The organism is Marinomonas pontica (assembly GCF_036322735.1).
Classification (GTDB): domain Bacteria; phylum Pseudomonadota; class Gammaproteobacteria; order Pseudomonadales; family Marinomonadaceae; genus Marinomonas; species Marinomonas pontica.
Genome location: NZ_AP027271.1, coordinates 780,001 through 797,044, shown reverse-complemented (window position 1 = coordinate 797,044; position 17,044 = coordinate 780,001). Strand labels below are relative to the sequence as shown.

Below are 17,044 nucleotides of genomic sequence, written 5' to 3'. Positions count from 1 at the left end.
AAAATGCAAAAATAGCCATTACAAATAAGCCACACTTATAGAATGCAATGCGCATTTTTGCTCACTCTACCTATGGAACGCTTTATGACTTCGCTTCAAGATATTATAAACCCAATACTGCTAAACAATGATGTCGTCGTCAAACAGCAACATTTGGGCGTTTTACGGGTAACAGGTGTGGACGCTAAGAAATTTCTCCAAGGGCAAATTACCTGTGACATTAATAAGTTAACACCAGACTCTGGACTTTATGGCGCTATTTGCAGCATCAAAGGCCGTATTATTACGAACTTTTATCTGGTGCAATATAATGAAGACATTTTGATGCTGATGGCAAAAGACCTAGTCGAAAAAACCACATTGCACCTAAAAAAATACGCGGTTTTTTTCAAGACTGAGCTCATCGACACCCAAGATAAGATGACGGTTTATGCTTCTTTTTCAGCACAAAATGAAGCTCAGCCTTCCAACCATCCTGAACGGTTCGATACGACACAAAGTAAAAATGGCGTCACTCTTACACTGTGCCAAAAACCGTTAGTCATGCAATGGCACATCGTCGAATCAGAGTCAGCAAACCTCACAGAACAAAATGCTCACTTATCTGCTCTGTCCATTCTTGACGCTCGACCTTTAATTTATCTAGAACAAAGTGAAACCATTCTTCCGCAATGGCTAAACATGCAAAGCACAGGGGGAATCAGTTTCACTAAAGGCTGTTACACGGGGCAGGAGATCGTGGCGCGCATGCAGTATAAAGGGAAGTCCAAAAAACAATTGGCTTTGGTGACCTGGGACGGATTGCTCGATACAACAAAAGATATTACCGATGCGCAAGGGAAAAGTGTCGGCCAAGTTTTTGCGGTCGCCGCTATCCAATCGACCCACTTTGCTCAAATTATTTTAAACATCGAGCCAAACGAAACAGAAACACTCTCGTTAGACAACCACGTCGTCACATTACTTCCGCTTCCCTACTCACTGGAGACTAAGAAGTAGAAACGCGAACTATACCGCTCATTTTTCACTAGAGTTATAGCTTCTATGGAAAAACCATAGCGCAATATAAGGCCTATGGTTTTTCACTTTTTAAAAGGGATAAACCCTTTAAAATATTCGCAGCACGCACATCTAAAACGGCAGATGAATTTGCGAGGTCGCGTTCTCTGTTATTTCATCGTCTATCGGCGATAACCTCCAATCAATAGACGTCTTACCAATACTCAACAAGTACTGATTCGCCCTTGAAAAAGGACGACTTCCTAAAAAGCCGCGGTAAGCCGATAAGGGGGAAGGATGCACACTTTCCAAAACACAATGCCGATCACGATCAATATGACGGCCTTTTTTCTGAGCGTATGCCCCCCATAACATAAACACAACGCCATCATGTTCTTGGTTAATTACCTCAATGATTTTATCCGTGAACGCCTCCCAGCCTTTGTCCTGATGGGATCCCGCTTTACTGGCCTCTACTGTCAAAACACTGTTTAGTAGTAACACGCCTTGTTCAGCCCAAGACAATAAATACCCGTGATCCACTGGCGCTATGTTTAAGTCTGCATTCAATTCTTTATAAATATTCACCAGTGATGGTGGGACTTTCACTCCCGGTTTAACCGAAAACGATAAGCCGTGCGCCTGACCCGCTCCGTGATAAGGGTCTTGCCCAAGAATCACCACTTTAACCTTGTGAAACGGAGTGGCTATTAACGCCGAAAAATACTCGGACGAATCAGGGTAAATCGTTTTTGTAGCACGCTCTGACTCTAAAAATGCCTGTAGGGATTGCATATACGACTTATTAAACTCATCGGCTAAATGCGCATCCCAATCACCTAATGTTTCGATCATTTACTTCTCTTATGCTGTGGTCCGTGGTTCTACTGAATGGAAAGGGTTTAATGAAGGCGTGGCTTTAAATTCATAATAATACTGCAACGACAATACGTCATTCGGGTTGACGGCATACTTTAATAGCAACCACGCCATCTCCCTTAACCCGTAGGCTTTAACATATTCCTGAAGCGCCACATGGGTTTGTGGCTGAGCCAACCCCTTTTGATACGACTCTAAAAGCAGCAAGGTTTGTCGATCATCCAAATTGTGGGATTTAACCACCACGGCCAAATCAAACAATGGATCTCCTGCCCCAGAATATTCCCAGTCAATCAGCCATAGCTGTTCATCATCCATAAGGATATTTTTGGGATTTAAGTCATTATGACAAAGCGCGGTCGCTAAAACAGCGTCCGGCGGTGTTAATTGGTTAAACTTGGTCAAGAGGTAATTATACTCGTCCACCACCGCAGTATCGCAGTGACAACGGATCAATATTTCTTGCAAGTAATGTTGAATCACATCAAACACGGCGTATTGGTGTTTTCCGATTGGCAATGACCGGTGAGCCGCTGCCAGTGCACCCGCTATTCTTGGGATGTCTCTATTTTTATGGATAATCGACCAATCCAATGAGGGTTGAGAAACAAATTGGCAAGCCACCGCCCCTTTTTGATCATGCCACATCACGGCAGGCGACAAACCAAGTGTTGCCGCACTTTTTAACGTGGCGATCTCTTCGCAACGATTAATGTAAAAAACGCCGTTATCAATGACGGGGACACGCAGTACCAAACGAGAAACGTGATCCCATCGAATCAAGTACACTTGATTTGAAAACCCCTCCTCAAACAAAGTGATTTCAAGCTTTTCTGTTGCTGGTAAAATGCCAGCCATATTTGCGAAATACTTAGATAATTCAGTCATTTTTCATCATTTTATTGCCAGAATTAGAAGTCGCTGTCAGAATGGACAACTGAACCATCCGAGTCAATAGACAACTTTGAAGCAGATCAATGAATAAACACGAAGACATTATTCGTAAAATCCAAGAACGACTGAGCACATTAAGCAAATCCGAACGAAAAGTTGCGGAAGCGATTCTTGCCGACCCGAAAACCACCATCCACTCAAGTATTGCAAAATTGGCCGCTAGAGCGGAAGTGAGTGAACCAACCGTTAACCGCTTTTGCCGCAGTCTAATCGGCAGTGGTTTTCCGGACTTTAAGGTTTCACTTGCTCAAAGCCTTGCGACTGGCACGCCTTATGTGAACTTGAATGTGGAACCTGACGATGCGCCAGGAGCGGTCACAGCCAAAATTTTCGAGGCGGCAAAAAACAATTTAACGCGCGCTCAGGAAATTTTACCTGAATCGTTAATCAGTCGCGCCGTTGATGTTCTTGCTCAAGCTCGACGCATTGAATTTTATGGTTTGGGCGCATCTGGCCCCGTTGCGAAAGACGCACACCATAAATTTTTCCGTCTAAACATGCCAGTGGTGGCTTATACCGACATATTGGTACAGCGTATGGCGGCAGCAGGCGCTCACTCTGGTGACGCTATTGTGGTGATTTCCTATACCGGGAGAACGCTACCACTGATTGAAACCGCACGGGTTGCAAGAGCTACCGGCGCATCGGTTATCGGCATCACGAACCCCGATTCTCCTTTGACTGAACATTGTTCCATTGTTCTGCCAATTGAAGAGACGGAAGACACTGATATTTACACCCCAATGAGCTCGCGCATTGTCTATTTGACACTGATTGACGCATTAGCAACAGGTGTGCTTTTAAAGCGTGGACCAGAATTCAACGCTCACCTTAAAAAGCTAAAACAAAGTGTCCAAGATACTCGCTTACCGAAAATAGAAAAGAAATAACGTATCCACAAGGCGCATGCTATTGCGCCTTGCTTCTTTACATTGCATCACGAAAATTCCTAAATATTTAACAAAATCCGCAGACTTAACGCAAAAATAAGATTTTTTTGTAACTTTGTCAGAGTATTTTGAAAGATTATCTTACCCTAGCCACTTAGAATCGGCGCGAGTCTTGCGATATGTCAAAATACGATCCATTCTATTTACTACCATGTGATTAATTTTTACCTCTGACATCAATGGCCATCTCGAAAACACTTTTAAAGTGACAACATTTCGGAACACCGATAAATGACCTAATTTATCTAAGGTCTTTTCATCAATTTTTTTCTAACTAGGGGACAATAACAATGATAGAAAGCAGTTATGCGATCAGCCTTACATTCCTAGCCTATCTAGTCGTTATGCTAGGAATTGGGCTATACGCTTATAAACGTACTTCCAGCTCTGAAGATTACTTTCTTGGCGGACGCTCTTTAGGGCCTTGGCCTACCGCGCTTTCAGCCGGCGCATCAGACATGAGTGGTTGGCTATTGCTCGGTCTACCAGGCTACGCATTTGCAGCTGGCCTAGAAGCGGTTTGGATCGCAGGCGGTCTGTTGGTTGGTACATGGTTAAACTGGCTGATTTGTGCAAAACGCCTACGTACTTACAGTATCAAAGCAAACAATGCACTGACGTTACCAGACTTCTTATCCACACGTTTCAACGATAAGTCTAAGCTAATTCAAACTATTTCCGCCTTGTTCATTTTGCTGTTCTTCTTGTTCTACACAAGTTCTGGCTTAGTGGCTGGTGGCAAACTGTTTGAAACCGTTTTCGGTTTAGATTACACCTACGCAGTGATCATAGGCACAGTGTGTGTTGTGTCTTACACATTGTTCGGTGGTTTCCTTGCTGTTGCTTGGACGGACCTTGTACAAGGTTTAATGATGAGCGCAGCATTGGTCATCGTGCCTGTTATTGCTATCGATGGTGGCTGGTCTGACCTTTCCACTACCTTGATGAACAAGAACCCAGAGCTTTTGAATATCTGGACTAATGTCAGTGGCGAGCCACTTAGCGCTATTGCCATCGTTTCTCTTGTTGCTTGGGGATTGGGTTACTTCGGTCAACCACACATCCTAGCGCGCTTTAAAGCGTCTCGTTCAAACAAAGACATCAAAACAGCTCGTCGTATCGCCGTTGTATGGACAATGATTTCCATGATTGGCGCGTTGCTGATTGGTCTGGTTGGTTTGAACTTCGTTGACAGCAATCTTGCCGGCAACCTAGCAGACCCCGAAAAAATCTTCATGATCTTAGTCAATGCGGTCTTCCACCCTGTGGTTGCAGGCATCTTACTAGCGGCCATTCTTGCTGCAATCATGAGTACTGCAGATTCTCAACTATTGGTGTCATCTTCTGCACTAGCTGAAGATTTTTACAAGCAGCTGTTCAATAAAAAAGCTACTCAGAAACAAATCGTTAATGTTGGCCGCTTTGCCGTGGTTGCGATTTCTATCATCGCTCTATTGCTAGCACTTAATCCTGAGAGCTCAGTACTTGGTCTAGTGTCATACGCTTGGGCAGGCTTTGGTGCCGCTTTTGGTCCAGCCATTCTACTCAGTTTGTTCTGGCGTAACATGAACCGCAATGGCGCACTGGCGGGCATCATTATCGGTGGCGTAACAGTGGTTGTTTGGAAACAGCTAAGTGGCGGCCTTTTCGATCTATACGAAATCGTCCCAGGCTTCATCCTATCAACGCTTGCCATTTTTGTTGTTAGCTTGACGACAGGAAAACCTGAAACATCCGTGACAGAATCTTTTGATGAGTACGAAAAAGCGCTTCATACAATGGATTAATTCATCGACCCTTTGAGTTGATGGAACACAAGGCCCAGATCGAATTTCGATCTGGGCTTTTTTTGAGTCCAGAATCAAAAGAAGCACGACAAATAACAACAACCAAACACCGAGAAAAATCAGAAAAAACAGGAAAGGAAAGGAAAGGAAAGGAAAGGAAATTTTGGACAAAAAAATGGGGCTTGAAACAAGCCCCTAAACACCATTTACTAACAAAACTGTTAGTAGTCAGAGGAAAGGTTTAATCATTAAATAGGCTACAAGCGCCCTGTTCTGCGCCACTCACCAATATGCGTTGTGCGCTAAATAATTCACGCCCCATGCCTTGATGGGAATCTGTTAAGTCTTGCTGCGCCGCTTCGCGATTATTTAGCTCTTCGTCTGAAATCAATACCGATAGCGTCCCTTCAACCGCATCCAAACGAACCATATCGCCGTCTTGGATTTTAGCGATCAGACCGCCTGCCAATGCTTCAGGCGTCAAATGAATCGCCGCAGGCACTTTACCGGAGGCACCAGACATACGACCATCCGTCACCAATGCCACTCGGTAACCTTGATCTTGTAAGTTACCAAGATACGGTGTCAGTTTATGAAGCTCTGGCATACCTAGCGCTTTTGGCCCTTGAAAACGGACAACAGCAACACAATCACGCTTCAACTCACCACTGGCGATGGCATCTGCTAAGGCATTCTGACTATGGAAAACAACGGCCGGCGCTTCGATAATGCGGTTTTCTTCCTTCACTGCAGAAACTTTAATGACTGAACGACCAAGGTTGCCTTTCAGCAAAGCCAAGCCGCCTTCCTTGCTAAACGGATTGTCGATAGGACGCACAACATCCATATCTAAGCTTTCATCCGTACCATCACGCCATACTAGGTTATCACCATCTAAGAAAGGCTCTTTGGTATAGTGCGTTAACCCCTTACCAACGATGGTATTCACATCTTCATGCAACAACCCTCCTTTTAGTAACTGCTTAACCAAAAATGCCATACCACCGGCGGCGTGAAAATGATTAATATCAGCTTGACCATTCGGGTAAATTTTAGTCAATGATGGCACGACTTTAGATAACGCAGAAAAATCGTCCCACGTCACAATGATGCCGGCAGAACGCGCATAAGCCACAATGTGCATCGTATGATTGGTTGAACCGCCCGTCGCTAACAAGCCAACAATTGAGTTAACAATGCTACGCTCATCCACTATTTCGTATAAAGGTCGGTAATCTCGGCCAAGAGCCGTGATTTTAGTAGACAGTTGCGAAGCGTATTTTGTCAACGCTCCCCGTAATGGATCATCTGGATTGACAAAAGATGAACCCGGAAGCTGAAGCCCCATGATCTCAACCAATAATTGGTTGGAATTTGCCGTACCGTAAAAGGTGCAAGTTCCTGCACTGTGGTAAGACGCCGATTCTGCCTCAAGTAATTCTTCACGAGTGGCCTGCCCTTGCGCATAACGCTGGCGAACAGCCGCCTTGGCGGCATTAGTAATTCCAGAACGCATCGGACCAGCGGGAATAAACAGCGCAGGCAAATGGCCAAAGCGTAACGCGGCGATCAACAGACCCGGTACAATTTTGTCGCAGATACCAAGATAAATAGCCGCATCAAACATGTTATGAGAAAGAGCAATGGCTGCGCCTTGTGCGATATTATCACGGCTGAATAAGCTCAGCTCCATACCGTCTTGCCCTTGTGTTACACCATCACACATAGCGGGAACGCCGCCTGCAAACTGCGCAACAGAGCCCATTTCTTTCACTGCAGAACGAATTTGATCTGGATACGCTTCATAAGGCTGATGCGCAGAAAGCATGTCATTGTAAGAAGACACAATACCAATGTTGGCTTCTTCCATTAATGTAAGTTTTTGCTTTTCTTGAGGTTGGCATGCCGCAAAACCATGAGCCAGATTACCGCATGACAATTTGCCTCGATGCGGACCTTGTTCTTGCGCTTTCTTCATATCTTTAAGGTATTGCGCACGCAGTACCTTGCTTCGCTCAATAATGTCGTTCGTTACCTTAGCAACAATCGGATTCATGCTTCTCTCCGTTTTTAATTCAGTTATCTCAGTAACCAGACTGACATGATAATTTTATGTAATATTACTACATTTTTAATTTATTTCACGCCTTAAAGGCAATTTAAATGAATAAAATAACGTCATTTTGTAATTTTTTTACATAAAGGATTCGAAATTCCAATTATTTCCGCTAAAATACGCTAACGTTTGTAATATAAATCTGTACAATATCAATCAAAGATCATTTACTGATCAAAATATAGCCATATTGTAAGGAATTTGTTACTAATCCTTGCTTAAAAAATTACTTATGTAGTATTTTTACGTCAAAGAACAATATTGAACGCGGAATGTTCGAATTCGAACACCCTGCATCTTTCGCACTATTTAGAGGTGAGTATGACAATTAAAGTAGCTATCAACGGTTATGGACGCATTGGACGCAATACGCTTAGAGCCCTATACGAGTCTGGGAAGCGTGATCAAATCCAAATTGTTGCGATCAATGATCTAGGCGACTCAAAAACCAACGCTCATTTAACGAAATATGACACCGTACACGGTCGTTTTAGTGAAGAAGTCACCTTTGATGAAGAAGCGCTTTACATCAATCAAGACAAAATCCGCACTTTCTCTGAACGCAATCCAGCTGACCTTCCATGGGCTGAACTAGGCATCGATGTTGTTTATGAATGCACCGGCTTTTTTACTACAAAAGAAAAAGCCAGTGCTCACATTTCTGCCGGCGCTAAAAAAGTGATTATTTCTGCACCGGGCAAAGAAGTGGACGCCACTGTTGTATACGGTGTTAACCAAGATGTACTTACTTCTGAAATGACCGTGATTTCCAACGCTTCTTGTACTACTAACTGCCTTGCACCCTTCGCAAAACCATTAAGCGAAAAGTTAGGTATTGAAAGTGGCTTGATGACAACCATTCACGCATACACAAATGATCAGCGCCTGTCAGACGTATATCACGAAGATCTTTACCGTGCCCGCGCTGCTGCGATGAATATGATCCCAAGCAAAACAGGCGCTGCAGCAGCTGTTGGCCTTGTTATCCCAGCATTGGTTGGCAAGTTTGACGGCTTATCTGTTCGAGTTCCTACAATCAACGTATCCCTTGTTGACTTAACTTTCTTAGCACCTCGCGAAACAACGGTTGAAGAGATTAACGGCATCATTGAAGACGCGATTAAAGCAGACCCAATTCTTGCTCAAGTGTTGCATGTAAACTATGAGCCATTGGTTTCTACAGACTTTAATCACAATGCCTATACGTCTAACTTCGATGCGACGCAAACTCGTGTACAAGGTAAATTAGTCAAAGTAATGGCTTGGTACGATAACGAATGGGGCTTCTCGAATCGAATGCTCGACAATACAATCGCATTAATGACTGCGAAATAGTCAAAATACACGAAGGCTGCTGACGCAGCCTTCGTCGTCTCTTATACTTCACTTCACGCTTTCTAATCTTTGGTATTTAAAATGACTCGTAGAACTAAAATTGTTGCCACATTAGGTCCCGCTTCCAGCTCACCAGAAATGATCGAAAAACTGATTTTAGCTGGCGCTAACGTTTTCCGCTTGAATTTCTCTCACGGTCAACCAGAAGATCACATAAACCGCGCAGAAGTGGTCCGTGAGATGGCGAAAAAGAATAATCGTCACGTCGCCATTCTAGGTGACTTACAAGGTCCAAAAATCCGTATCGCACGTTTCAAGAATACAAAGGTTGAGCTGATAGATGGCGCCACTTTTATTCTTGATGTCGGCTTTGACAAAAACAACGGTGACGAAACTCGCGTTGGTATTGATTACCCGCAATTAGCTCAAGACTCTCAACCAGGAAATGTCCTGCTGCTTGATGATGGACGAGTTGTTCTTGAAGTACTAGAAGTAAAAGGCCAAGAAGTGATTACCAAGGTGATTGTTGGTGGCGCTTTATCCAACAACAAAGGCATTAACCGTCAAGGCGGCGGATTATCTGCTGCAGCGCTTACCGATAAAGACCGAGAAGACATTAAAACTGCCGCAGCCTTAAACGCTGATTACCTTGCGGTGTCATTTCCGCGCAGCGCAGAAGATTTACACGAAGCTCGTGCATTAGCGGAGGCTGCAGGCCTTAAAGCGGGCATTGTATCCAAAGTTGAACGTGCAGAAGCTGTTGCAGACAATGAAACACTGGATGCCATTATCCTTGCCTCTGACGCTGTTATGGTGGCTCGTGGTGATCTAGGTGTAGAAATTGGTGATGCAGAATTGATCGGTGTACAAAAACACATGATCAAGCGCTGCCGTCAGCTAAACCGCCCCGTCATTACGGCAACTCAAATGATGGAAACGATGATCACCAGCGCGATGCCAACTCGCGCAGAAGTATTTGACGTCGCCAACGCTGTTCTAGATGGCACGGATGCGGTCATGCTTTCTGCTGAAACGGCAGCGGGTGCGTATCCTGAAGAAGTAATCAAAACCATGAACCGCGTTTGTTTGGGCGCTGAAAAGCAACCTGCAATCAATCGTTCTAAGCATCGTATCGATGTGACTTTCACGAGCATTGATGAAACGATCGCCATGTCTGCAATGTACGCTGCTAACCACTTGGAAGGCGTAAAAGCGATCATCAGTTTAACTGAATCTGGTACAACACCATTGCTTATGTCACGCATTAGTTCTGGATTACCGATTTATGCTTTATCACCCAATCAAGCAACCCTGAACAAAGTGAATCTTTATCGCGGCGTTACGCCTGTTGCGTTCTCCTCTCAGGAATTCAATGTCGATACGATTGTGGCTGGTTTAGTCGATCACGTTAAATCACTTAGACTTATCAAAGATGGCGACCTTGTCATTGTGACCAAAGGCGACCATTTAGTAAGCTATGGCACAACCAACATGATGAAAGTGGTAAAAGTCGGTGCAACCGAGGAATAAATCACGGTGAAAAGTAAAACCTTGCAACAAAAAACCATCACGACACCAGAGCGAAAAAATGTCGCTCTGGTGGCTCATGACAATATGAAGCCAGCATTGATCGAGTGGGCCGATAAGCACAAAAACAAACTCATCAAACATAATCTAATGGCAACGGGCACTACCGGTAACTTATTGCACAAGCAATTAAATGTTCCCGTTCAGTCTTTAATCAGCGGTCCCCTTGGAGGGGATCAGCAGCTGGGCGGGCTGATTGCCGAAGGTAAAATTGATGTATTGATTTTTTTCTGGGATCCGTTTGAACCTATGCCTCATGATCCTGATATAAAGGCCCTGCTTCGTGTCGCTGCAGTTTGGAATATTCCGATTGCTTGTAGTGTTTCTTCAGCTAACTTTCTGGTTTCATCTCCATTGTTTGAAAGTGAATTTGAACGGCAAGTACCCGATTACGATAAATACCTTCAAGAGCGACTTTAGTCGCTCTTTTGTTTTCATAGCAGCGCAAACACTTCTACCTACCTCAAGGCTCGCTGTTTCTGTCAAAATCGGCTATATTAGCCGCCAATTATTGTTCTCTTAAAATACGATAGGCCGAACGTTAAGAGTTCCAATTTACTGACTATATTCAGCGCTACTACCCCTAAACACCACGTTGAATACCACCTATAGGAGAGTTATTTTGCAAGCAGATGTTGCCCTAATAATGGGTTCAAAAAGCGACTGGGCCACTATGGAAGGTGCAGCTGAAATTATGGATATCCTTGGTGTCAGCTATCACGTTGAAGTGGTTTCCGCACACCGGACACCAGCAAAACTTGCAGAGTTTTCTGAAAGTGCAGTAGAAAACGGTTTTAAAGTCATTATCGGTGGTGCTGGCGGTGCTGCACATTTGCCAGGCATGGTTGCGGCTCATACTCGCCTACCTGTACTTGGCGTTCCGGTTCAAAGCAAAGCTCTAAATGGCATGGACAGCTTGTTGTCGATTGCACAAATGCCAAAAGGGGTTGCCGTTGGAACCCTAGCAATTGGCACTGCAGGTGCTTTTAACGCAGGTTTATTAGCATGCCAAATCTTAGCAATCACAAATCCAGAGCTTGCTCAAAAAATCGAAGACTTCAGAACCAATCAAACCGAAACGGTTCTGTCGAACCCAGATCCAAGAGAGGGTTAATCAATGTCAGTTTTATGGGTATTGGGAGCAGGACAATTGGGCGCTATGCTAAAACAAGCGGGAACGCCCCTAGGCATTGATGTACGCCCTGTTGATATAGAGTCAACGGACACATTAGCATTACAACCAACTGATATTGTAACAGCCGAAAGAGAAGAGTGGCCTGAAACCGTTGCAACCAAACAATTAGCAACCCACAACAACTTCGTGAACCTTTCTACCTTCCCACAACTTGCTGACCGACTAACGCAAAAGCAATGGCTTGATCGTTTAGAATTGGCTACAGCGCCATGGTTTCCAGTTGAAGCAGACTCTACCGCGACAACAGCGCATAAAACCTTAGGCGAACGCGTCTTATTAAAACGTCGTCGTGGTGGCTACGATGGCAAAGGTCAATATTGGTTAAAGCAATCTGAAAATATCGACATTCCTGAAGACTGGAAAGGATATGCAATTGCTGAACAAGCCATTAATTTTGATGAAGAAGTGTCGATCGTCGGTGTACGAGGAAGAGATGGTGAAACACATTTTTACCCATTAACACTTAACCTTCATATCAATGGTATTTTGTACGCTTCTATCTCCCCACTTGAGAGACTAAAGCCGTTACAAAATAAAGCGGAAGCCATGCTGAGCAAGCTAATGGATGCATTGGACTATGTAGGTGTCATGGCAATGGAGTGCTTCCGTGTTGGCGATGACTTACTTATCAATGAACTTGCTCCCCGCGTTCATAATAGTGGGCATTGGACACAAGCAGGCGCGAGTGTTTGCCAATTTGAAAATCATGTAAGAGCTGTAACAGGGCTCCCGTTAGCCGTAGCTGAAATTAAAAACCAGAGCATGATGGTCAATCTAATTGGTGTGGACTTAGATTACCAATGGCTTAACATCCAAGATCTTGAGCTGTATTGGTATAAGAAAGAAGTTCGTCCAGGTAGAAAGGTCGGTCATCTAAACTTTTGCTCTGGTAATTTGGAATTACTTCAAACAGCCCTAGCAGCATTGAAATTACCAGCACCTTATCCAGAAGCGCTTGATTGGCTCGCTCAAAATTTACCGAAGTAAGCAGCCTAACAAGACGAATGCCAATGCCGCTGTCAATTTGATGTGCGGCATTTTTGTATCAACTTAGCCGAATCACAACAACCGCTCTTCGAAACATCATCAAAAGCACAAAACGTGCAAATAAATGTTTAAAAAAACGCAAATTTAATGTTTTTGAACTTGTTTACTTTAAAAAACACCTTATTCTAATTGATCTGGCTAAAAACGGCGTGGTTAATATAAAAATAACAGCATATTCTAGATGCTGAATAAGGAACCTTGAATGAGTCACATTGAACTAGATAGCTATGATTGGCGATTATTAAAAGCATTACAAAGCAACGCAAGACTCAGTAACGTTGCACTTTCAGAGCAAGTTAACTTATCGCCATCACAATGCTCAAGACGATTACAAAGACTAGAACAGAATAACCTAATTGAAGCCTACTTTACTCAACTTAACGCTAGCGAGCTTGGTTTTCAAATTACAGCATTCGTCAGCGTCACTCTAGAAAAAAGCGTTAAACACGCTGACAAAGAGTTCAAACAAGCTATTGATGCGATTCCGCAAGTATTAGAATGTTATTCTGTCAGTGGGGAAGCAGACTATTGGTTAAGAGTGATCAGTGAGGATTTGCCTTCCCTTTCCGTATTTTTAAGTGAATCCCTCTCCAACCATCCCTGTGTAAGAGATCTTACTTCCACTGTTGTCCTAAACAGAGTAAAACACGCGCCCTTAATCCCCTTACCGAATTAACCCTAAATACAATAAAGCGGCACCAAGTGTCGCTTCAGGTCTCAGGTAAACGCATTACCATAACAACACCTACAAAAGTAATTGATGAAAATATTATCACCAACATTTCAAATGAAAGAGCATAGCTAAGTAAGCTCACACTACTCATTACTAATAAAATAAACCCAATGACAGTATTACTGACAGCCACATAACTTGTCCGCTTGTTCCCTTCACCTAAATTAATTAAATACGTTTTTCTACCAATTCGAATGCCCTGATGTGCGACACTAAGCAAAAAATATAAAATAGGAATAATCCATTCAATTATGGAAGCATTAAACTCATATCTCACACTGGCGAATAAGATAACACCTATACAAGCACTCAATAGAGATGAAATTAGCATTACCTTTCGACTAGAATAATCTGAAAACATTCCCCAGAAAGGAGAAGACAACAAAGAAGCCAAGCCACTAACCAACACAAAAATGCCCAAAGTGAGCACAGAGCTATTAGTAAGCCCTTGAGCGATCAGAACATAATAAGGGGCACTTAATGCCGCACACAGAAGCAAAGAACGAGCGATGACAAATCGACGAAAAACAGGGTCGTTTTTCAACAATCTAAACTCTTTCAAAATAGCCGATAAACTAGAAGCTTTTTCATGAACCTCAGTTAAAGGCTCTTTAATAAAAGAATAAACCAAGGCTGCAAACAACCAAATAAAGGTAGCCGCTGCAATTCCAATGATATAAAAGTTAACATTCTCCTGCAGCTGATCGAAAAAAAACAATATCGCAGATGCAGCAACCACAGTAATAAATCCAGATGCGCTAGAAGCCCAGCCTGTCACTCTGCCACGCTTGCTTTTAATAACTGTTTTTCCAAGGACATCTTTCGATGCAACAGAGTTCAAACCTCTCGCTATGCTAAATACGATTAACGTCCCTACTATTACCCAGCCAGCACTTGCACCCTCTAATACCAAGGCGGCAATGCCAATTACAACCACACAGAGAGATTGCACTATGCTACCTAGAATCCACACCCACTTTCTTCTTTTTAAACCATACATGAAATGAGCAATAAGGACTTGAGGTAACAGTGACCCAGACTCCCGAATGGGCACGAGCCAACCCAATAGAAATAACGGAGCACCAACACTACTCAACAGCCATGGCAAAGTTACTTTGGGATTAATGAGAACATCCCCTAAATTAATTAAAAACTGGGAAAAAACTAATTTATAGATATTTCTTTTATCCGTCTTTTGCTTTTCTTCATTATGATGCCTATTGGTGCTCAAGCTAAAAATCCCCCTGTTTAGTTATTAGATTTTATATCTAAAACATGAAATTAGGTCATTAATAATCTAACAATTTGAAATGACCATGATGTTAGCCCAATGGAAAGTCCAAGACCCCGACTGCCCATAACGAAAAAAAGCCCTGACAGGATAACCTATCAGGGCTTTCTAAATATAAAGCTTGATGATGATCTATTTTCACATGCTTGTCTGTTATAAAGCGCCCTATGTATTTATCCCTTTGTGGGATGCTTATCCCCTTGTGGGATGCTTATCCCCTTGTGGGATGCTTATCCCCTTGTGGGATGCTTATCCTCGTGGGACTGCCCTCGGCGACGGTGAGGAGGTTCCTCATAACGAAAAAACCCCACCCTGCATAGCAGGATGGGGTTTCTCTTTGTTTAAAGCTTGACGACGACCTACTCTCACATGGGATCTCCCACACTACCATCGGCGATGGCGCTTTTCACTTCTGAGTTCGGGATGGGATCAGGTGGTTCAACGCCTCTATGACCGTCAAGCAATTCGTTTTGCGTTTGTTCTGAGCTGCACTGTGTTGTGCGCTGACCTTTTAAGGTTAGCTTGACTCAAAACACGCGAATACGTGCTTGGATCTTTAACAATTCATTTTGAAATAGTGATAACCAAGTATCAAACCGATGCTCATCATTGCTGATGTTGTATCGTATCTGTGTCTTTGTCATTTTGATGATCTTGAGCTTTCACTCTCTTCATCTAAAACCACTTTGGTGTTATATGGTCAAGCCTCACGAGCAATTAGTATTGGTTAGCTCAATGCCTCACAGCACTTACACACCCAACCTATCAACGTCCTAGTCTCGAACGGCTCTTTAGGGGACTTATGTCCCAGTGAGATCTTATCTTAAGGGAGGCTTCCCGCTTAGATGCTTTCAGCGGTTATCCCGTCCGAACATAGCTACCCGGCAATGCCACTGGCGTGACAACCGGAACACCAGAGGTTCGTCCACTCCGGTCCTCTCGTACTAGGAGCAGCTCCTCTCAAATCTCAAACGTCCACGGCAGATAGGGACCGAACTGTCTCACGACGTTCTAAACCCAGCTCGCGTACCACTTTAAATGGCGAACAGCCATACCCTTGGGACCGGCTTCAGCCCCAGGATGTGATGAGCCGACATCGAGGTGCCAAACACCGCCGTCGATGTGAACTCTTGGGCGGTATCAGCCTGTTATCCCCGGAGTACCTTTTATCCGTTGAGCGATGGCCCTTCCATACAGAACCACCGGATCACTAAGACCTACTTTCGTACCTGCTCGACGTGTCTGTCTCGCAGTTAAGCGTGCTTTTGCCTTTACACTCTATGCATGATTTCCGACCATGCTGAGCACACCTTCGTGCTCCTCCGTTACTCTTTGGGAGGAGACCGCCCCAGTCAAACTACCCACCACACAGTGTCCTCGATCCGGATTACGGACCTGAGTTAGAACCTCAAACATACCAGGGTGGTATTTCAAGAGTGGCTCCATGCAAACTGGCGTCTGCACTTCAAAGCCTCCCACCTATCCTACACAAGTAGGTTCAAAGTTCACTGTGAAGCTATAGTAAAGGTTCACGGGGTCTTTCCGTCTAGCCGCGGATACACAGCATCTTCACTGCGATTTCAATTTCACTGAGTCTCGGGTGGAGACAGTGTGGCCATCGTTACGCCATTCGTGCAGGTCGGAACTTACCCGACAAGGAATTTCGCTACCTTAGGACCGTTATAGTTACGGCCGCCGTTTACTTGGGCTTCGATCAAGAGCTTCGCTTGCGCTAACCCCATCAATTAACCTTCAAGCACCGGGCAGGCGTCACACCCTATACGTCCACTTTCGTGTTTGCAGAGTGCTGTGTTTTTAATAAACAGTCGCAGCCACCTGGTATCTTCGACCGACTAGTGCTTACGGAGCAAGTCCTTCACACCGGCCGGCGTACCTTCTCCCGAAGTTACGGTACCATTTTGCCTAGTTCCTTCACCCGAGTTCTCTCAAGCGCCTTGGTATTCTCTACCTGACCACCTGTGTCGGTTTGGGGTACGGTTCCTGCATATCTGAAGCTTAGAAGTTTTTCCTGGAAGCATGGCATCAACCACTTCGCCCAAAAGAGGGCTCGTCATCAGTTCTCGGTCTTAAAAGGGCCCGGATTTGCCTAAGCCCTAAACCTACCGCCTTAAACACAGACAACCATCGCTGTGCTGGCCTAGCCTTCTCCG

Annotated in this window: 13 protein-coding genes and 2 rRNA genes (1 of these 15 cut by a window edge); 9 read left to right on the top strand and 6 right to left on the bottom strand. The window is 44.1% G+C overall.

Annotated features, from left to right (window positions below; translation table 11 throughout):
• Positions 1-84: 84 nt before the first annotated feature.
• Positions 85-999: a CAF17-like 4Fe-4S cluster assembly/insertion protein YgfZ gene (gene ygfZ, locus AABA11_RS03730; protein WP_265728694.1), complete on the top strand. Its 915-nt coding sequence runs from the start codon at positions 85-87 to the stop codon at positions 997-999.
• A 132-nt stretch (positions 1,000-1,131) separates the two neighbouring features.
• Here the strand turns inward: ygfZ and ung are convergent, their stop codons facing one another.
• Together ung and AABA11_RS03720 are read right to left on the bottom strand one after the other, a co-directional pair.
• On the bottom strand, positions 1,132-1,854 hold the full coding sequence (ung, locus tag AABA11_RS03725; RefSeq protein ID WP_265728693.1) for a uracil-DNA glycosylase: 723 nt from the start codon (positions 1,852-1,854) through the stop codon (positions 1,132-1,134).
• A gap of 9 nt (positions 1,855-1,863) precedes the next feature.
• The gene (locus AABA11_RS03720) at positions 1,864-2,766 is read right to left on the bottom strand and encodes a phosphotransferase (RefSeq protein ID WP_265728692.1); all 903 of its coding nucleotides are present in this window, start codon (positions 2,764-2,766) and stop codon (positions 1,864-1,866) included.
• Between the two features lie 89 nt (positions 2,767-2,855).
• Here AABA11_RS03720 and hexR point away from each other — a divergent pair, with 89 nt between their 5' ends.
• A complete protein-coding gene (hexR, locus tag AABA11_RS03715) occupies positions 2,856-3,722 on the top strand; it encodes a transcriptional regulator HexR (RefSeq protein WP_265728691.1) in 867 nt (288 codons plus the stop codon).
• A 350-nt stretch (positions 3,723-4,072) separates the two neighbouring features.
• The gene (putP, locus tag AABA11_RS03710; protein ID WP_265728690.1) at positions 4,073-5,569 is read left to right on the top strand and encodes a sodium/proline symporter PutP; all 1,497 of its coding nucleotides are present in this window, start codon (positions 4,073-4,075) and stop codon (positions 5,567-5,569) included.
• A 241-nt stretch (positions 5,570-5,810) separates the two neighbouring features.
• Here putP and edd read toward each other — a convergent pair whose 3' ends face one another.
• Entirely contained in the window at positions 5,811-7,625 is a 1,815-nt protein-coding gene (gene edd, locus AABA11_RS03705; RefSeq protein ID WP_265728688.1) for a phosphogluconate dehydratase, read from the bottom strand.
• Between the two features lie 381 nt (positions 7,626-8,006).
• On the opposite strand from edd, the gene gap reads away from it, so the two are divergent.
• From gap to AABA11_RS03675, 6 genes are all read left to right on the top strand, one after another.
• Positions 8,007-9,020 carry a type I glyceraldehyde-3-phosphate dehydrogenase gene (gene gap / locus AABA11_RS03700; RefSeq protein ID WP_265728687.1) on the top strand — a complete coding sequence of 338 codons (1,014 nt, stop codon included), beginning with the start codon at positions 8,007-8,009 and terminating at the stop codon, positions 9,018-9,020.
• Positions 9,021-9,101: 81 nt separating this feature from the next.
• Positions 9,102-10,550 carry a pyruvate kinase gene (gene pyk, locus AABA11_RS03695; RefSeq protein WP_265728686.1) on the top strand — a complete coding sequence of 483 codons (1,449 nt, stop codon included), beginning with the start codon at positions 9,102-9,104 and terminating at the stop codon, positions 10,548-10,550.
• Between the two features lie 6 nt (positions 10,551-10,556).
• Complete coding sequence (locus AABA11_RS03690) at positions 10,557-11,027, top strand: methylglyoxal synthase (RefSeq protein ID WP_265728685.1); 471 nt, start codon at positions 10,557-10,559, stop codon at positions 11,025-11,027.
• A gap of 202 nt (positions 11,028-11,229) precedes the next feature.
• Positions 11,230-11,721, top strand: a complete 492-nt coding sequence (gene purE, locus AABA11_RS03685) for a 5-(carboxyamino)imidazole ribonucleotide mutase (RefSeq protein WP_265728684.1) — start codon at positions 11,230-11,232, stop codon at positions 11,719-11,721.
• A 3-nt stretch (positions 11,722-11,724) separates the two neighbouring features.
• On the top strand, positions 11,725-12,789 hold the full coding sequence (gene purK, locus AABA11_RS03680) for a 5-(carboxyamino)imidazole ribonucleotide synthase (protein ID WP_265728683.1): 1,065 nt from the start codon (positions 11,725-11,727) through the stop codon (positions 12,787-12,789).
• Between the two features lie 262 nt (positions 12,790-13,051).
• Complete coding sequence (locus tag AABA11_RS03675) at positions 13,052-13,525, top strand: Lrp/AsnC family transcriptional regulator (protein WP_265728682.1); 474 nt, start codon at positions 13,052-13,054, stop codon at positions 13,523-13,525.
• A 34-nt stretch (positions 13,526-13,559) separates the two neighbouring features.
• Here the strand turns inward: AABA11_RS03675 and AABA11_RS03670 are convergent, their stop codons facing one another.
• From AABA11_RS03670 to AABA11_RS03660, 3 genes are all read right to left on the bottom strand, one after another.
• Positions 13,560-14,813: an MFS transporter gene (locus tag AABA11_RS03670; protein WP_265728681.1), complete on the bottom strand. Its 1,254-nt coding sequence runs from the start codon at positions 14,811-14,813 to the stop codon at positions 13,560-13,562.
• Positions 14,814-15,219: 406 nt separating this feature from the next.
• Positions 15,220-15,334: ribosomal RNA gene (gene rrf, locus AABA11_RS03665) — 5S ribosomal RNA — on the bottom strand.
• A gap of 235 nt (positions 15,335-15,569) precedes the next feature.
• Positions 15,570-17,044: ribosomal RNA gene (locus tag AABA11_RS03660) — 23S ribosomal RNA — on the bottom strand (it continues 1,415 nt past the right edge of the window).